This is a genomic window from Paraconexibacter antarcticus, assembly GCF_024220175.1.
Classification (GTDB): Bacteria; Actinomycetota; Thermoleophilia; order Solirubrobacterales; family Solirubrobacteraceae; genus Paraconexibacter; species Paraconexibacter antarcticus.
This window is the reverse complement of the sequence record NZ_CP098502.1, coordinates 1,114,082-1,130,700: the sequence shown is the minus strand read 5'-3', so window position 1 is coordinate 1,130,700 and position 16,619 is coordinate 1,114,082. Positions and strand designations below refer to the sequence as shown.

Annotated in this window: 17 protein-coding genes; 9 read left to right on the top strand and 8 right to left on the bottom strand. The window is 73.5% G+C overall.

The window, feature by feature from the left end; genetic code table 11:
• Positions 1-21: 21 nt before the first annotated feature.
• Both NBH00_RS05695 and NBH00_RS05690 read left to right on the top strand, forming a co-directional pair.
• Complete coding sequence (locus NBH00_RS05695; RefSeq protein WP_254572383.1) at positions 22-1,653, top strand: helicase HerA-like domain-containing protein; 1,632 nt, start codon at positions 22-24, stop codon at positions 1,651-1,653.
• A gap of 13 nt (positions 1,654-1,666) precedes the next feature.
• A complete protein-coding gene (locus NBH00_RS05690) occupies positions 1,667-2,062 on the top strand; it encodes a hypothetical protein (RefSeq protein ID WP_254572382.1) in 396 nt (131 codons plus the stop codon).
• Positions 2,063-2,071: 9 nt separating this feature from the next.
• Here the strand turns inward: NBH00_RS05690 and NBH00_RS05685 are convergent, their stop codons facing one another.
• From NBH00_RS05685 to NBH00_RS05670, 4 genes are read right to left on the bottom strand one after another with little or no spacing between them, the layout of a single operon-like run.
• Positions 2,072-2,773, bottom strand: a complete 702-nt coding sequence (locus NBH00_RS05685) for a plastocyanin/azurin family copper-binding protein (protein ID WP_254572381.1) — start codon at positions 2,771-2,773, stop codon at positions 2,072-2,074.
• The gene (locus NBH00_RS05680) at positions 2,757-3,812 is read right to left on the bottom strand and encodes a multicopper oxidase domain-containing protein (RefSeq protein WP_254572380.1); all 1,056 of its coding nucleotides are present in this window, start codon (positions 3,810-3,812) and stop codon (positions 2,757-2,759) included. The genes NBH00_RS05685 and NBH00_RS05680 overlap by 17 nt, the downstream gene beginning before the upstream one ends.
• A 2-nt stretch (positions 3,813-3,814) precedes the next feature.
• Positions 3,815-4,255 (bottom strand): cupredoxin domain-containing protein, encoded by a 441-nt coding sequence (locus tag NBH00_RS05675; RefSeq protein ID WP_254572379.1) that lies wholly within the window; start codon positions 4,253-4,255, stop codon positions 3,815-3,817.
• Complete coding sequence (locus NBH00_RS05670) at positions 4,252-5,541, bottom strand: hypothetical protein (RefSeq protein ID WP_254572378.1); 1,290 nt, start codon at positions 5,539-5,541, stop codon at positions 4,252-4,254. The genes NBH00_RS05675 and NBH00_RS05670 overlap by 4 nt, the downstream gene beginning before the upstream one ends.
• Positions 5,542-5,787: 246 nt before the next feature.
• On the opposite strand from NBH00_RS05670, the gene NBH00_RS05665 reads away from it, so the two are divergent.
• Complete coding sequence (locus NBH00_RS05665) at positions 5,788-6,051, top strand: cupredoxin domain-containing protein (protein ID WP_254572377.1); 264 nt, start codon at positions 5,788-5,790, stop codon at positions 6,049-6,051.
• 4 nt (positions 6,052-6,055) lie between these two features.
• Here the strand turns inward: NBH00_RS05665 and NBH00_RS05660 are convergent, their stop codons facing one another.
• Positions 6,056-6,553 carry a plastocyanin/azurin family copper-binding protein gene (locus NBH00_RS05660; protein ID WP_254572376.1) on the bottom strand — a complete coding sequence of 166 codons (498 nt, stop codon included), beginning with the start codon at positions 6,551-6,553 and terminating at the stop codon, positions 6,056-6,058.
• A gap of 167 nt (positions 6,554-6,720) precedes the next feature.
• Here NBH00_RS05660 and NBH00_RS05655 point away from each other — a divergent pair, with 167 nt between their 5' ends.
• Together NBH00_RS05655 and NBH00_RS05650 are read left to right on the top strand one after the other, a co-directional pair.
• Complete coding sequence (locus NBH00_RS05655) at positions 6,721-7,413, top strand: class I SAM-dependent methyltransferase (RefSeq protein ID WP_254572375.1); 693 nt, start codon at positions 6,721-6,723, stop codon at positions 7,411-7,413.
• A 36-nt stretch (positions 7,414-7,449) separates the two neighbouring features.
• A complete protein-coding gene (locus NBH00_RS05650) occupies positions 7,450-8,622 on the top strand; it encodes an acyl-CoA dehydrogenase family protein (RefSeq protein ID WP_254572374.1) in 1,173 nt (390 codons plus the stop codon).
• Between the two features lie 6 nt (positions 8,623-8,628).
• On the opposite strand, the gene NBH00_RS05645 is transcribed toward NBH00_RS05650, so the two are convergent.
• Complete coding sequence (locus NBH00_RS05645; protein ID WP_254572373.1) at positions 8,629-9,105, bottom strand: hypothetical protein; 477 nt, start codon at positions 9,103-9,105, stop codon at positions 8,629-8,631.
• 151 nt (positions 9,106-9,256) lie between these two features.
• Between NBH00_RS05645 and NBH00_RS05640 the strand changes: the two genes are divergently transcribed.
• A complete protein-coding gene (locus tag NBH00_RS05640; RefSeq protein ID WP_254572372.1) occupies positions 9,257-10,444 on the top strand; it encodes a sensor histidine kinase in 1,188 nt (395 codons plus the stop codon).
• Positions 10,441-11,103 (top strand): response regulator transcription factor, encoded by a 663-nt coding sequence (locus tag NBH00_RS05635; protein ID WP_254572371.1) that lies wholly within the window; start codon positions 10,441-10,443, stop codon positions 11,101-11,103. The genes NBH00_RS05640 and NBH00_RS05635 overlap by 4 nt, the downstream gene beginning before the upstream one ends.
• A 43-nt stretch (positions 11,104-11,146) precedes the next feature.
• Here the strand turns inward: NBH00_RS05635 and NBH00_RS05630 are convergent, their stop codons facing one another.
• On the bottom strand, positions 11,147-12,217 hold the full coding sequence (locus tag NBH00_RS05630) for a carbon-nitrogen hydrolase family protein (RefSeq protein WP_254572370.1): 1,071 nt from the start codon (positions 12,215-12,217) through the stop codon (positions 11,147-11,149).
• Complete coding sequence (locus NBH00_RS05625; RefSeq protein WP_254572369.1) at positions 12,214-13,719, bottom strand: NAD(P)/FAD-dependent oxidoreductase; 1,506 nt, start codon at positions 13,717-13,719, stop codon at positions 12,214-12,216. Before NBH00_RS05625 ends, NBH00_RS05630 begins: the two co-directional genes overlap by 4 nt.
• A 114-nt stretch (positions 13,720-13,833) precedes the next feature.
• On the opposite strand from NBH00_RS05625, the gene NBH00_RS05620 reads away from it, so the two are divergent.
• The gene (locus NBH00_RS05620) at positions 13,834-15,504 is read left to right on the top strand and encodes an acyl-CoA dehydrogenase family protein (protein WP_254572368.1); all 1,671 of its coding nucleotides are present in this window, start codon (positions 13,834-13,836) and stop codon (positions 15,502-15,504) included.
• Positions 15,501-16,592, top strand: coding sequence for a carbon-nitrogen hydrolase family protein (locus NBH00_RS05615; protein WP_254572367.1), 1,092 nt, complete (start codon positions 15,501-15,503; stop codon positions 16,590-16,592). The genes NBH00_RS05620 and NBH00_RS05615 overlap by 4 nt, the downstream gene beginning before the upstream one ends.
• Positions 16,593-16,619: the final 27 nt, after the last annotated feature.

Below are 16,619 nucleotides of genomic sequence, written 5' to 3'. Positions count from 1 at the left end.
CGGTCGGACAGCGTCCGCCGCATGAGCGACTTCTCGACCGCGATCGCCCAGGCCTACACCGTCACCGGCGACGGGGTCGACCTCGGGCGCGGGGTCCACGAGGGCGCCGTGCACCAGGACGCGCCGGTCCGCGTGCCGCTCGCGATGATGAACCGCCACGGGCTCATCGCGGGCGCGACCGGCACCGGCAAGACGAAGACGCTGCAGGGCCTCGCCGAGCAGCTCTCGGCCTTCGGCGTCCCGGTCTTCGTCGCCGACATGAAGGGCGACCTCTCCGGCCTGAGCGCCCCCGGCGACCCGGCCGGGGCCGCCGGCCGGCGGGCGACCGACCTCGGCCTCACGTTCTCCCCCACCGGCTTCCCGAGCCAGTACCTCGCGCTCGGCGGCATCGGGGCGGGCGTCCCCGTCCGCGCGACCGTCAGCGACTTCGGCCCGCAGCTGCTCGCGAAGATCCTCGGCGCGAACGAGACGCAGGAGCAGTCGCTCGGCCTCGTCTTCCACTACGCCGACGAGAAGGGCCTCGCGCTCCTGGACCTCGGCGACCTGCGCGCGCTCCTGACGTTCCTCGACTCGGACGAGGGCAAGGACGAGCTGAAGGGCATCGGCGGCCTCTCCCCCGCGACCGTCGGCGTCCTGCTGCGCGCGCTCGTCGGCCTCGAGGACGGCGGCGGCACCGAGTTCTTCGGCGAGCCCGCCTTCGACGTCATGGACCTGCTGCAGCTCGCGCCGGACGGGCGCGGGGTCATCTCGTGCCTCGAGCTGCCCGGGGTCGTCGACCGGCCGGCGCTCTTCTCGACGGCGATCATGGGGATCCTCGCCGAGCTCTTCGAGACGCTCCCCGAGGCCGGCGACCTCCCCAAGCCGAAGCTCGTCTTCTTCTTCGACGAGGCGCACCTACTGTTCGACGGGGCGACGAAGGCCTTCACCGACGCGATCGAGACCGTCCGGCTCATCCGCTCCAAGGGCGTCGGCGTCTTCTTCGTCACCCAGACGCCGAAGGACGTGCCCGGCGACGTCCTCGGCCAGCTCGGCAACCGCATCCAGCACGCGCTGCGCGCCTTCACCCCCGACGACGCGAAGGCGCTGAGGGCGACCGTGCCGACGTTCCCGAAGTCGGACTTCTACGACCTCGAGGAGCTGCTGCCCGCGCTCGGCATCGGCGAGGCGGTCGTGACGGTCCTCTCGGAGAACGGCGTCCCGACCCCGGTCGTCCACAGCCGCATGTGCCCGCCGCGCTCGCGCATGGGCCCGGCCGACGACGTCGCCGGCGCCGCGCAGGCCTCGCCGCTGTGGGCGAAGTACGGCACGCGGGTGGACGGGCCATCGGCGCGCGAGGCGCTCGAGGCGCGCGTCACCGCGGCGCGCGACGCGGCCGCGGCGGCCGCCGCCCAGGCCCAGGCCCAGGCCGAGAAGGACGCCGCGGCCGCCGCCGAGGAGGCCGAGAAGCGCGCGGCCGCCGAGGCCAAGGCGCAGGCCGCGGCCGACCGCGCCGCGGCGGCGGAGGCCCGCCGGCATCCGGCGCCCGCGGGCGGCGGCGGCTTCGCGGGGGCCGCCGGCGGCTCGATCGGCGACTTCCTGCAGTCGCGCCAGGGCAAGCAGCTCCAGAAGGACGTCGTGCGCGGCGTCTTCGGGATGCTGAAGAAGCGCTTCTAGGGGACCGAGCCGCGTGACCGCCGACCTGCCACCCCCCGCCCGCGTCAGCGCGTTCGACCTGCTGAAGGTCAACCAGACGGTGCTGCGCGTCGGGCGCGGCGGGCATGGCCCGCTCTGCCAGGCGATCCCCGTGACGGCGGTCCGCGTGCGGCTGCGCTGGGCCGGCCTGCGGCCGGGGCGCGTCGTCCGGCTCACCGTCGTCCCGCCGGGGCACGCCGCCCGCACACGCGCCGTCCGCGTCCGCGCGCGGGACGCCGGCCGCCGCACCGTCGAGCTGACGGCGAGCGCCCTCGGGCTGCGCGACGCGGCGTTCGCCGAGGGCCGCTACGCGTTCACGCTGCGCACGGGCGGGCGGCGGGTCGACCGCACGACGCTGACGCTCACGCCGCCCACGACGCGCAGCTGCTGAGCGGCCGGATCACCGGCGCCGGCGCGCCACGGTGAAGTCGGTGACCGCGTCCTTGCTCTGGTTGTTGGCCGCGTCCGCGGCACGGAAGTACGCGCGGTAGCGCCCGGCCGTGAGCGTGCGGTCGAGCGTCGCGGTGTTGTAGCCGACGTGGCCCGCGAAGTGCCGGGTGAGGACGAGCACCTCCCGCCGCCCGACGCGCTTGACGACGTCGACCGTCACCGTCGCGCGGTCGTCGAGCGTGTAGCGCAGCCGGCGCCCGCGGACGCTCACGCCGTCGACGACCGGCGGCGTGAGGTCGCCGAGGATCGGCGGGTCGGGGTCGGGCGACGGCTGCCCGTCCCCGGGCACCGGGTCGACCGTCACCGTCCCGCGCACGATGCCGTGCAGGACGCAGTGGAAGTCGAAGGTGCCGGGCTGGGTGAAGCGGATCTGGAAGCGGTCGCCGGGCGCGTGGTTCGGCGTGCGGCCCGGGTCCGAGTCGTACTGCACGGCGTTCGCCGACAGGCCGGTGATCGAGTGCTGCGTGTCCGGGCCGGTCCAGATCCAGGTGACGGTGTCGCCGAGGTCCACCGTCACGGACGGCGTCGACCAGCGGAAGTCCCCGATGGCGACCTTCCGTGAGGTCGCGGACGCGCCGCCGGGGAGGGCGAGCACCGCAACGAGCGCGGCGACCGCCGGCCCGCCCGCCGCCCGGCTACGGGTCGACGACATACCAGCCGTTCATCCCCTCGTGCAGGTGCGAGAAGACGTGGCAGTGGTAGAACCAGCGGCCCGGGTTGTCCTCCGTGAAGGTCAGCGTGTAGCTGTCCGCCGGCCCGACGGTGACGTTGTCGACGACCCGCCCGTCCGGCCCCGTCCAGCGGTGCCCGTGCAGGTGGTAGGTGTGGAAGTCGTTCGACATCCCGATGACGTGCTGGGCGACCTTCTGCCCGACCTTCGCCCGGAGCTCCGGCGTGTTGCCCGCGTACGAGCGGCCGTTGATGCACATGAACGGCTTCGCGAGCCCGGTCGCCCCGGGCAGCAGCGAGTGGAAGAAGACGTAGTGGTCGACGTCCGGCCGCGCGACGCCCTTCGGCCGGACGTTGATCGCCCCGAAGAGGCCCTTGTACAGCGGCGCCGGATCCAGCGGGCCGTGGTCGTGGTACGGCCACACGCCCTCGGTCCCCGCGCGGCAGTCCCACGAGTACTGGAAGGTCGCGCCCGGCTTCACGAAGCCGCTCGGGTCCGTGTACGTCCCCTTGTAGGCGCCGTCCATCTCCGGCGAGTAGAGGACCCCGTGCGGATGCATCGTGGCCGGGACCGGCAGCTTGTTGCGGAAGTTGACGACGAGCGTGTCCCCCGTCTCCGCCTCGAGGGTCGGGCCGGGCATCGTCGCCGGGCCCATCGGCGCGCCGAACCCCGCGGTGTACTGGCGGTAGCACCACGCGGTGAACTTCGCCCTGTCCTTCACCGGGCGGTCCATCATCTCGTCGCGCCGCGTCGGGACGATGTTCCAGTGGACCTTCTCCGCGGCGATCCAGTACTCGCGCCGCACGCCGCCGGGCGCGGGCGCCGGCGCCGGCGGGAGGCCGGGGAGCTGACGCAGCTCCGCCGCCCGCACCTTCGGCGGCGTCCTGATCTGGTCCGCGAGCTTCGTCCACTCCGGCTCCGGCCCGTCGGCCTTGATCCGCTCCCCCGCGATCGTGAAGAGCAGCAGGCCGGCGCCGCCGGAGAGGAAGTTGCGCCGGTCGACCGGGCCCGGGAACGTCATGGCTACTTCTTGACCGTGATGTCCATCTGCATCTCCGTCTCGTGGAACGTGCAGATGAGGTGGTACCGGCCGGGCTTGTTGAACCCCGTCACGACGAACTTCGCGGGGCCGGAGGCGAACGGCGGCGACTGGAACGTCCCCTTCGTGACCTTCTTCCCGGTGTCCGGGGACTTGAAGGTGAACTTCGCGCCCGACGGCTTCTTCGTGAGCTTCACGTCGTGGCTGTCGCCGACGTCGGCCGGCCACTTCCACGTGACGGTCGAGCCCTTCGTGATCGTGAGCTTCGCCGGGCCGTAGAAGTTGTCGTTGACGCTCACGCTCTTCTTCTGCGGCCTGGCGGTCGTCGTGGCGCCGGCGACGGCGGCGACCGCGCCGGCGGCCGCGCCGGCGGCCGCGAGGGACGCCAGCGCGACGGTGAGCGGCGTGCGGATCACGCGCCTCACCCGCCGAGCCCGTCGATGGGCTTGCGGTCCGGCCGCGGCGGGTGCGGGTGCTTGACCCACGAGTCCTCCTGGCCGCTGCTCTGCGTCAGGTAGCCCGCGATCTCCCCGAGCTGCGCCGGGTCGGTCACGTTCTGCGGCGAGCCCGTGCACTTCGGGTAGAGGACGAGGTCGGGCTCGGCACCGGGGTCGAACGTCGTCCCCGCGGAGTTGTTCTCCCAGCAGTTGCCGGAGCCGCTGCCCTCGGTCCAGATGTCGGCGCCGTTCGCGTCGTCGAACGCGGCGCCCATCGTGTTGTAGCGGACCTGGTTGCCGTGGTTCGTGGCCGGCGCGTACGTCGGGTCGGAGACGCTCATGATCCCGTACTTGAAGTTGCCGAAGACGAGGTTGTTCTTCACCGTCCAGTCGGTCGTCCCGAAGAGGACGACGCCGACGCCGGTCGGGTAGTTGAAGCCGCCGGTCGCGGCGGGCAGCGCCTTCACCGGCGAGCCGGCCTTGAAGTAGTTGAAGTTGTTCCAGTAGATGAGGTTCTCCTGGACCGTCCCGGACATCGCCGGGGCGTACTTCTCGGAGCCGAGCGTGTTCGGGGCCACACCGGCACCGTTGTTGTAGAACTCGCTGTTGCGCAGGTCGATGTACTTCGAGTTCGTGCCCGAGTAGCCGAGGACGTTCTCGTAGCCCTCGAGGTGGTCGAGGATCGTCTTCTCCGGGTTCGCCTGCACCGGGGTCTGCCCGACGTAGAACGCGCTGTCGCCGTGGCCGTAGCCGACGGAGTACGTCATGCGGCCGCCGATGCAGTTGAAGGCGTAGAGCCCGTACGCGCGGTTGAAGCCGGCGACGAGGTGGCTCATGAGGTAACCGCGGCAGTTGCGCACGAAGAACCCGTTCGCCGGGAAGTCCTGCGCCGTCATGTTCGCCATCGTCACGTTGTCGGCGCCGTCGACGAAGATGCCGTTCTGGGCCGGGTTGCCGTCCGGGGTCTTCGCGCCCTTGCCCTCGAGGACGACCTCCTGGGGCTTCGTGCCGAGCCCGACGATCTTCAGGTTGTCCTTCGTGGCCTTGACGATCGCGCCCTCGACGTACGTGCCGGGCTTGATGCGCACGGTGGCGCCCGCCGGGGCCGCGTCGACCGCCTTCTGGATCGACGAGTAGGGGCAGCCGCGGCGGCAGACGAGCAGCGGCTTCTTCTTCTTGACGACCTTCTTCTTCACGGCGCTCGAATGAGCGGCCGGAGCGGACGCGAGTGAGGCCACGGGAGCGGCGAGCCCGAGGGCCAGGGCGGTGGCCACGGCCAGGGGCAGCGAACGATTCACAGGGACTCCTCCGAGAGTGGGGGCACGATCGACGGTCTTCCGGACCGGGGGCACGGGTGGCGTGCGAGGCGCTATCCAATCGTCTACCTTCGTCCTCTGTCAACCTCGCCCGCACGTGCACGTTCACTTGTCGTCGCGCTGGCCGCAGCGGCGGCCCTCGGCGCCGCCGGGTGCGGGTCCTCCGGTGACGGGGGCGGCGCGGCCGCGGCCGGCCGGGCGCCGGTGACCGCGACCTTCACGTTCCGCGACGGCGCCCTCGGGCCCGCGCGGCTCGTCGTGCGGCCGCGCGGGTCGGCGCTGCGGCTCGTCCTCGTGGCCGCCGACGGGCACCCGCACGGCGTCGTCACCGACGTGGGCGGGCGCCGCGTGCGGCTCGTCGTGGCGCCGGGCGCGACGCGCCAGGCGACGGTGGCGGCGCCGCGCCCCGGGCGCTACCGGGTCGTCCCGGACGGCGCCGCGCCGCCGGTGCTGCTCGTCGTCCGCTGAGCGGCTACTTCACGACGAGCTCGCCGTACATGCCCGACATGTAGTGCGTGGGGATGTTGCAGACGTAGATGTACTTGCCGGGCTTGAGATCGAGGGTCGCGGTGCGGGTCTTGCCCGGGTCGGTCTCGGAGACCTCGCCGACGGACGTCTTCTCGCTGACGCGGCCGTTGGCGGCGGGCTTCAGCGAGCCGGGCGCAGCACTGTCCTTGAGGACGACGAACTCGTGGACGACGCCGCCCTTGTTGTCGAGGGTCACCTTGAGCTTGCCGGCCTTCGCGTGGATCTCGGGCGCGGAGAACTTGTACTCCGTCGTCGTGATCGTGACCTTGCCGGACGAGGCATCGACGGGCGCGGCGGCGGGGTTGGTGGAGACGGCCTTCGTGCCGGCCTCGGCGGCGGGCTTCTTGGCGGGGGTGTCGTCCTTCTTCGACGAGCTGCCGCAGCCGGCGACGAGCAGGCCGGTGGCGGCGACGGGGAGCAGCAGGGACAGCGGGCGGTTCATTACGGAGCAGGACCTCATGTGGTGGTTCGGGATCGGAGGGGAAGCTGGCGAAGGTACGGGCCCGCGGGTAAAGGCGGCGCAAAGTTCCGCGCGAGAATCCGCTTAGGTCCTCGCGGCAGATGACACGAGCATCGCCCCGATGCCCCGCGGCCTGCGAGCATCCGCGCATGAACCTCTCCGGGCTGGTCCGCGGGCGCCTCGACGGCGTCAGCGACGTGTGGAAGGCGGACCACCCGTGGGCGACTCTGTACGACTTCGTGGTCGAGCACGAGCGAGTCGGCCGGCTGCTGTGGGCAGGCGGGATCCGGTCGGACATCCGCCTCCTCTACGGGGCCGCCGACGAGATCGGCCGGTTGCCGCCCGGGAGCGCCGTGCTCGACGTGCCGTGCGGCGGCGGCGTCGCCCTGCGCGGCCTCGGCCCCGGGCAGGACGTCCGCTACGTGGCGGCCGACATCGCGCCGGCGATGATCGAGCGGACGATGTCGAACGCCGCCCGCCGTGGGCTGGATCAGGTCGAACCGGCGCAGGCCGACGTCGAGCACCTGCCGTTCGCGGACGCGACCTTCGACCTCGTCGTCTCCTTCACCGGGCTGCACTGCTTCCCGCGGCCGGCGGCGGCGATCGCCGAGATCGCCCGCGTGCTGAAGCCGGGCGGCATCCTCACCGGCAGCGCCCTGCTGAACGACACCGGCGTCCTCTACGAGCCGATGCGGGTCGTCGGCCGCGCGGGGGGGCTGCTCGGGCCGAGCGGCACCCGGGTCGAGCTCGCGCACTGGCTCGCGCAGGCGGGGTTCCCCGAGCCGGAGATCCGGACGTCCGGCGCGATGGTCTACTTCCGCGCCGCGCGCCGCCGGGCTTGAACGTACACGGCTGAACATGAATAGACTTCAGCTTCCATGAAAGGCCTCCCCACCGCCCCGGCGAGCCGCGCGCTCCTGCCGCCGTTCACCGCCGAGCACGAGGAGCTCCGCGACTCGATCCGGCGCTTCGTCGTCAACGAGCTGCGGCCCCACGCCGACCAGTGGGAGGAGGACCGCTGGTTCCCCGACGAGGTCTTCACCCAGATGGCCGCCGTCGGCTACCTCGGGCTGAAGTACCCCGTCGAGTACGGCGGGCAGGGCGGCGACATGCTGCACGACGCCGTGCTCATCGAGGAGCTCTCGCACGCCGGCAGTGGCGGCCTGGCGGCCGGCATCGGCGCCCACATCGGCATCGCCACGCCGCCGATCTCCAAGTTCGGCACCGAGGATCAGAAGCAGCGCTACCTCGTCCCCGCCATCGCCGGGGAGAAGATCGCCGCCCTCGCGATCACCGAGCCGGACGCCGGGTCCGACGTCGCCGCGATCCGCACGAGCGCGACGAAGGTCGACGGCGGCTGGCTCGTCAACGGCGCGAAGATGTTCATCACCAACGGGGTGCGGGCGCACTACTTCGTCACCGCCGTGAAGACGAGCGCCGACGGCGGCCACGGCGGTCTGAGCTTCCTCATCGTCGAGAACGGCGAGGGCGTGACGACGAGCAAGATCGAGAAGATGGGCTGGCACGCGTCCGACACCGCGCTCATCGCGTTCGACGACGTCTTCGTCCCCGACGAGAACCTGCTCGGGGAGGAGAACAAGGGCTTCTACCTCATCATGGCCAACTTCCAGTGGGAGCGGCTGGTGATGGCGCTCGGCGCGGTGGCCGCGATGCAGCGCCTCTTCGACCAGACGCTGCAGTACGCGAAGGACCGCAGCGCGTTCGGCCGCCCGATCGCGAACTTCCAGGTCACCCGGCACAAGTTCGCCGAGATGGCGACGACGATCGAGACCGGCCGCGCGCTGACCTACCACGCGCTGCGCCTGCACCACCTCGGGATGGACTGCGTGCAGGAGGTGACGATGGCGAAGCTCGCCACCCAGCGGGCCGCGTTCGACCTCGCCGACCAGTGCCTGCAGATCCACGGCGGCGCGGGCTACATGGTCGAGTACGGCATCGAGCGCGCGGCGCGCGACCTGCGCCTCGGCCCGATCGGCGGCGGCACCGACGAGATCATGAAGGAGATCCTCGGCAAGACGATGGGGCTGTAGCGGGGCTCACGGCCGCGTCAGCTGGAACGTCTCGAGGCCGGTCGTCTCGCCCGTCTCCTTCCCGATGCCCTGCCCGCGGGCGTCACGATAACGGCCGGTCCCACCGACGATGGCGTCGTGCACGACGCGCCGGCCGTTGAAGTTGTCCCCGTAGGCGGCGATCGTGGTGATCTGGCCGCCGGCGAGTGCCCACGTGAACGTGCACTCGCTGTCGGAGACCGGCTGCATCGTCGTGCAGGTCCCGTGGTAATGCCCGATGACCTGACCGGGGGCGGGCGTACGCAGCGTCCCGCTGAGCACGGCGACGTCACCGGGCGAGTTCCCGTGCGGCGCGGCGTCGACGAGCTTGGCCGCGTCGATCTTGAACGCCACGCGCAGCGTGGTCACGCGGCTTGGGGCGCTGTCGGCCCCGACGGCCAGCACGGCGGGAACGCCGGCGCCGGCGACGGCGACGAGGACAGCGGTGGGCAGACGACGGTTCATGGCGACCCCTTCGGTTGGGAACACCACGAACGTACGCACGACGCCGGTGCGTGTCGGCGGCCGTCCGAGCGAATCCGCTCGTCCTCGAGGATGAATCGCAAGCGGCCGCGCGGCCGATGCGCGACGAGCCGCTTCGACGTACCTTCCGCATATGGCGCGAACCCTCCGCCCGAGCCGCGTGATCGCGTCGGACCTCGTGCCGGCCGCGGTGGTCGCCGCGATCTGGGAGTGGAACGTCTTCGGGACCGGGGGGCACCTGGGGACGCACGTCGCCGGCCCGCGGGCGCTCGCGGCGGCATCGGGGGTGCTGGTCGCGGTGCCGCTGGCGTTCCGTCGTCGGCAGCCTCTGCTCGCGTGCGCCCTGGTGATGGCCGGGATCGTGGCCCAGGCGGCCGCGAGCGGTCGTTCGCCCGAAGGCCTGCAGATCATCGCGCTGTGGGTCCTCGCCCCGTACAGCGTCGCCGCGTACGGCCGGCGTCGTGAAGCGCTCGTCGGGCTCGGCTTGACGCTCGCCGCGTTCGCCGTCTACAGCGTGCAGAACGACGACATCACCAGCGGCCGTCAGTCGGACCGGTGGGCCGGCGCGTTCTTCCTGATCCTGGCGGTCGGGGCCTGGCTGGCGGGCATGGCGGTGCGCGGCCGGCGCGAGGCCGTCGCGCTCAGCGCACACGCGACGGCGCTCGCCGCGGAAGCACGACTCGCGAGCACGGAGGAACGCTCACGGATCGCGCGGGAGCTCCACGACATCGTCGCGCACAACCTCAGCGTGGTCGTCGTCCAGGCCGCCGGGGCGCGCGCCCAAGGGGAAGCGCGCCCGGCGGACCCCACGACCCTGGAGAAGATCGAACGCAGCGGCCGCGAGGCGCTCGTCGAGATGCGCCGGCTCGTCGGTGTCCTGCGCGAGGACGACGGTGGCGGCGGCGAGCTCTCACCGCATCCAGGGCTGGCGCAGCTCCCCGCCCTCGTCGAGCGCATCCGCGCGGCGGGGCTCACCGTCGACGTGATGCTCGAGGGCGACTGCTCCACGCTCCCCCCGGCGGTCGACCTGTCGGCCTACCGCATCGTTCAGGAGGCCCTCACGAACACCGTCAGGCACGCCGGCCCCGAGGCGCTGGTGCGCGTGGCACTCGACCGCACGCGGGACGCGCTGACCATCGCCGTCGTCGACGACGGTGGGCGAAGGCCCCGGACCACGCCGGCCGACGTCGGCGGCCATGGGCTCATCGGCATGCGCGAGCGCGTCGCCGTCTTCGGCGGCGAGCTCGACGCGAGCCCGACCGCGGACGGAGGCTTCGCGGTCCGCGCTCGGCTGCCTGTCCCGAACCTGGCGGGCTCATGATCCGCGTCGTTCTCGCCGACGACCAGGACCTCGTCCGCGAGGGGCTGCGCATGATGCTCGAAGCCGAACACGACATCGAGGTCGTCGCCGAAGCCGCCAACGGGCTCGAGGCGCTCGACGCCGCACGCACCCACGATCCGGACCTCGTGCTGATGGACGTCCGGATGCCGGAGCTCGACGGCCTCGAGGCGACAGAGCGGCTTGTCGGCTCGCACGCCAGAGCACGCGTCCTCGTCCTCACGACCTTCGATCTCGACGAGTACGTCTACCGCGCGCTGAAGGCCGGGGCCTCCGGGTATCTGCTCAAGGACGCCAGCCGCGAGCAGCTCGCCGCTGCGGTGCGGACCGTCGCCGCGGGCGACGCACTGCTGGCGCCCTCGATCACCCGACGCCTCGTCGAAGACTTCTGCCGCCGGCCACCGCACATCGCGGCCTTGCCTCCCGGCGCCGCGGCGCTCAGCAACCGCGAGCTCGACGTGCTCCGGCTGCTCGCGCGTGGACGCTCGAACGCCGAGATCGCCGGTGACCTCTTCCTCAGCCACGCCACCGTCAAGAGCCACGTGGCCAGGATCCTCGGCAAGCTGGGGCTCCGCGACCGCGTCCAGGCGGTCGTCCTGGCCTACGAGACAGGGATCGTCCGGCCCGGAGATCCTGGGTGACCCGCGCGCGGCCGCCGGCGGACGCACCGCGGACGCGCGTCGGCTACGCGACGGTCAGCGGCGGCGCCGCACCTCCCTGCGGTTCGCCCGCCGGCGGTCCGAGCATCCCCGCCGGCACGCGGTCGGGCAGGTCCTCGCCGTCGGCGGGTGTGTGCTGCCACGGGAAGGCGCCCCGGCGGTGATCGAGCGCGTAGCGGGCGCGCCCCGAGGCGTTCGTCGCGTACCAGACGGCGTGCACCGTCCACGGCAGCACGGGCATCCAGAAGCGCGGCGGCACCGGGTTGACCGGCCGCGCCTCGCCCCACTCGACGTCCGCGCAGACGTACCCCTCGCCGTCCTCGTAGCTCAGGTGGGCGAGCGACGTGCCGGCGGCGTCGACGATCTGCGTCTCGCCGAGGAGGATCGTCGGCCACGGGACCCCGGGCGCGAACGGCGTGGCCATCGTGATGTCGCCGACGTGCGACGGGTGCACGCACGGCACGCCGACGACCCGCGCCATGCGGCCCGGCGTCTCGCGCGCGAGCTCGACCATCGTCGCGTGCTCGCGCTTCCAGAACCACGGCCGCGTGAGCGCCCACGACGGGAACGACGGGAAGCACATGCCGCCCGCGACGAGCCGCACCCGGCCACGGAGGCGCTCCGCCGTCCGCGAGCGCAGCCACTCGAAGCCGTTCGCGACGCCGATCGGCCCCGCGGCGGTGTCGGCGATGCCCGGGTCCTGACCGGGCGTGTAGTTGTTGTTCTCCCACATCGACGGCTGGTCCTTGTCGTGGAAGGAGACCGCGCCGTCGGGCTCGCAGACGGCGTACGTCCCGCGGGCGTGATGGCCGCGGACCGCGAGGTAGCCGCCGCCGACGACGCAGCCGTGCTCGCGCGCGAGCCCGCGGAGGGTCGCGAGCGTCGGACCGTCGACCGGCTCGGTCACCCGCCGCATCACGGACCCGTGGACGTTCGGGTGGTTCGCGCTCTCGGGCAGGAAGACCATGTCGGGCGCGTGCTCGCGCACCGCCTGCCCGACGATGTCCTCGATGTGGCGCAGGTTGCGGCCGGTGTCCTCGCCGACGGCGACGGCGAGCTGGACCGCGACGACGCGCCGGGTGCCGGGGACGCTCATGTGAGAGCGGCCGGCTCGGGCGCCGCCGCCGCGTCCGCCGCCCCGCCGGCCGTCGGGTCCGCCGCGATGCCGGCCGCGCGGTCGGCGGGCGGCTCGGGCGTCGTCGTGCCGGGCGTCCGCGGCGGCCAGACGTAGTCCCCGCGCTCGGACGCCGTCAGGCGCGTGTTGCGGAAGCGCGGGCGCAGCTCCTCCCGCCAGGCGCCGACGTCGATGCGCGCCTCCTCGACGACCTCCCGCAGGATCGCCGGGCGGTCGGCGCCGCGCCGCATGAGCGCCCGGGCGGCGTACTTCGCGCCCCGGAGCGGGTTCAGGACGTGGTGGGGCTTCTGCACGCGGTCGAACATGTGGAGGAGGAGCGGCGGGTCCTGCCCGTCGAGGTCGCGCAGGGCCTCCTGGACGATCGGGCTGACGCCGAAGACGCGCGACTCGCGGTTGCCCCAGTGGTAGGTCGCGTTGCACTCGCGGTCGCGGCGCGCCTCGACCGCCCGCGTCGCCGCGTCGAGCGCCTTCGGGTCGCCGAGGGCCGGTGCGCACGTCTCCCCGAGGATGCGCCCGAAGCGGACGGCGTCGCGGATCCCCTGCCCGATGATCGGGTCCTTGAAGTGCCCGGCGTCGCCCGCGAGCGCCCACCCGGGGCCGCTCGAGCGGCGGTGGAAGGCGACGTTGTCGCCGGTCGACCGGAGCTTCGAGAAGTTCGTCGCCCCGCCGAGGCGGACGCGGACGGCGGGGTTCGCGTCGAGCATCGCCTCCCACATCGCCTCCGGGTCCTTGCGGTACCGCGGGATGTCCTCGGCGGGCCCCATGAACAGGCACATGACGCGGCCCTCGGGGCACGGGAAGATGAGCGCGTGCGTCGTGCCGGAGCGCAGCTGGATGAGCCGCTCGCGCCACTCGGTGCCGACGAGCGGGTCGTCCATGTACCAGAAGGCGCAGCCGCGCTCGTTGCGCGACCCGCGGTACGGGCGCTCGGCGCCGACGAGCCGCGCGACGGTCGAGCGGCGCCCGTCGGCCCCGACGAGGAGCTTGCAGTCGATCTGCACGAGCGCGCCGTCGCGCTCGCGGACGACCGCGCCGGAGACCCGCTTGCCGGTCCACAGGATCTCCTGCAGCGCCGTCCGCTCGCGGACCTCGGCGCCGGCCTCGCGCGCGGTCTCCACGAGGGCGTGGTCGAGCTCGGGGCGCGGCAGGCAGATCCCGTAGTCGATGCCGTCGACGGTCGCGAAGCGCTGCAGGCAGCGGACGCCGTCCGCCTCGACCATCCCGTGGGTGCACTTCGGCGGGTCGTGGGCGAGGATCCGCCCGAGCGCGCCGACCGCCTGCAGCTCGGCGACCGCGGACGGGAAGTTCACGTGCGTCGAGAGCGTGTCGGACGGGAACTTCGCGCGGTCGATCGCGACGACCGAGCGCCCGGCGCGGGCGAAGCCGATCGCGGCCGCGCTGCCGGCGCAGCGGCTGCCGATGATGAGGACGTCGGTGCTCTCGTGGCGGTCGATCTCGGTCATGGGCCAACCGTAGGCCCGTCCGGCGGGGGCGGCATCGCCAATCGGGGTACACCCGGTCACCCCTCGGAGTGAACCTCCCTTCCCACCGCCGCGCGGGGCCGCTTGGATGGCGCCATGACCCCCGTCGCCGCTCCCCCGCCGCCCACCGCGTCCAACCGCGCGACCGGCAACACACCCCCGCGCCTGGAGGGCTTCGACGTCGTCGGGAGCGACGCGGCGCTCGTCGATGCGCTGCAGGCGTTCGGCGCGGGCGACCGGCTCGCGGAGTGCTCCGCGCTCGGCCGCGAGCTCGGGTCGCGCGAGGGGCTCGAGGCCGGCTTCCTCGCGAACGAGCAGCCGCCCGTCCACCGGCCCTACGACCGCGGCGGAGCCCGCACCGACGAGGTGACGTTCACGCCCGCGTGGGACCACGTCATGCGGCTCGCGGTCGAGCACGGCGTCGCCGGCGCCGTCTGGGCGGACGAGCACCCGGCGGCCCAGGTCGCCCGCGCCGCGAAGTTCATCGCCGTCGCCCAGGTCGAGGCCGGGTCGACCTGCCCGCTCGCGATGACCTACGCGTGCGTGCCCGCGCTGCGGCTCACCGACGCGGTCGCCGCCCGCTGGGAGCGCCCCGTCACGAGCGGCGTCTACGACACGCGCGCGCTCCCCGCGGGCGAGAAGGCGGGCGCGCTCATCGGCATGGCGCTGACCGAGAAGCAGGGCGGGTCCGACGTGCGGACGAACACGACGGTCGCCGAGCCCGAGCCGGACGCCGGCGACGGGTGGTACCGCGTGACCGGCGAGAAGTGGTTCGTCTCCGCCGTCCACTCCGACGCGATGTTCGTCCTCGCCCAGACCGCCGAGGGCGTGAGCTGCCTGCTCGTGCCCCGCCGGCTCGACGACGGCGGGCCGAACGGCTGGACGATCGACCGCCTGAAGGACAAGCTCGGCAACCGCTCGAACCCGACGGCCGAGGTGCGCTTCGACGGGTCCCTCGCGCAGCTCGTCGGCGAGCCCGGGCGCGGTGTGCGGGCGATCATGGCGATGATCGGCGGGACCCGGCAGGACTGCGTCCTCGGGTCGACCGCGGTCATGCGCACCGGCACCGTCGAGGCGATCCACTGGGCCCGCCACCGGACCGCGTTCGGGCGTCCGCTCGCCGACCAGCCCGCGATGACCGCGGTGCTCGCCGACCTCGCGGTCGAGAGCGAGGCGGCGACGTGGTCGGCGCTCCGCCTCGCCCGGGCCACGCAGGACGCCGCCGCCGGGGACGCGCAGGCGATCGCCTTCCGCCGCCTCGCCGGCCCCGTCCTGAAGTTCTGGGTCTGCAAGCGCGCGCCGATGCACGCCGCCGAGGCGCTCGAGTGCCAGGGCGGGTACGGGTACGTCGAGGAGTCGCGCCTGCCGCGCAGCTATCGCGAGGCGCCGCTCATGTCCGTGTGGGAGGGCTCGGGCAACGTCCAGGCGCTCGACGTCCTGCGCGCGATGCAGCGCGAGCCGGAGTCGGTGCAGGCGTTCCGCGACGAGGTCGCCGCGGGGGCCGGCGCCGACCGCCGCCTGGACGCGGCGATCGCCGGCCTGGAGGACCGCATCCGCGACGTCCCCGGCGAGGCGGGCGCCCGCGCGCTGACGGGGTGGCTCGCCCGCTGCCTCCAGGCGTCCCTGCTCGTCCGCCACGCCCCGCCCGCCGTCGCCGACGCCTACTGCGCGACGCGGCTGACGGGTGACGGCGACGGGACGTTCGGCTGCCTGCCGCGAGGGGCCGACGCGACCGGCCTCGTCGCGCGCGGCGGGGTGCGGTCATGAGCGCGGCGAGCACGAACGGGGCCGGCGACGACCGCTCGGTGCGCGTCGTCGCGATCCAGCCGGCGCTCCGGATCGGCGAGGTCGAGGCGAACCTCCGGCGCGTCTCGGACCTCGTCGGCCAGGCCGCCCGCGAGCACGCCCCCGACGCGATCTTCCTGCCCGAGGCGATCACCTCCCCGAACGCGTACGACAAGCGCATGCGCTCGGTCGCCCGGCCGCTGCTCGGCGCGCCGCTGCAGACGCTGCGCGCGCTCGCCCGCGAACACGGCTGCCTCGTCGGCGGCGGCTTCATCGCCGTGCGCGGCACCGACACCCGCGGTACCTACGCGCTCTGCGCACCGGACGGCGCGATCCACCTGCACGACAAGGACCAGCCGTCCTTCTGGGAGAACAACTACTACTCGGGCGGCACCGACGACGGCCTCATGGAGACGTCGCTCGGGCCGATCGGCTGCGCGAACGGCTTCGAGTGGGGCCGGGTGCGCACGGCGAAGCGGCTCGTCGGCCGCGCGCGCCTGCTCGCCGGCGGCATGCACTTCCCGTCGTTCCCGACCTGGGCCCTGACGAAGCCGTGGTTCATCACCCGCGACGAGGGCTTCCTCGAGCAGTACTGCCGCGAGACCCCGCCGCGGATGGCGCGGATGCTCGGGGTGCCGGCCGTCCATCCGTCGCACGTCGGGCCGTTCACGATGCAGACGCCGCTCGTGCCGGGGCTGTCGTGGCCCTCGCGGATGCTCGGCGAGACGTGCATCTGCGACGCGGACGGCGTCGTCCTGCAGCGCCTCGGCTACGACGACGGCGAGGGCTACGTCGCCGCGGACGTCGTCATGGCCGCGCCCCGCCCCCGCGACCCGATCCCCGACCTCTTCTGGAACGCCCCGTTCCCCGTGTCGGTGCACCTCGTCTGGTACGCGGGCAACGCCCACGGGGTCGTGAAGTACCGCGCGATGAAGGCGCTCGGCCGCCACTCGTGGTCCCCGTCGACCGACCTTCCGGCCTACACGCCGGCGGCGCGCGCCCCGGCCGTCGAGGCCCCGCCGTGGCTCGTCCCCGCGCGCGGCGCCGCGCCGGTCGGCGCCGCCCGCTGACGGCTGCCGCGGGCGCTGCGGTCCGGT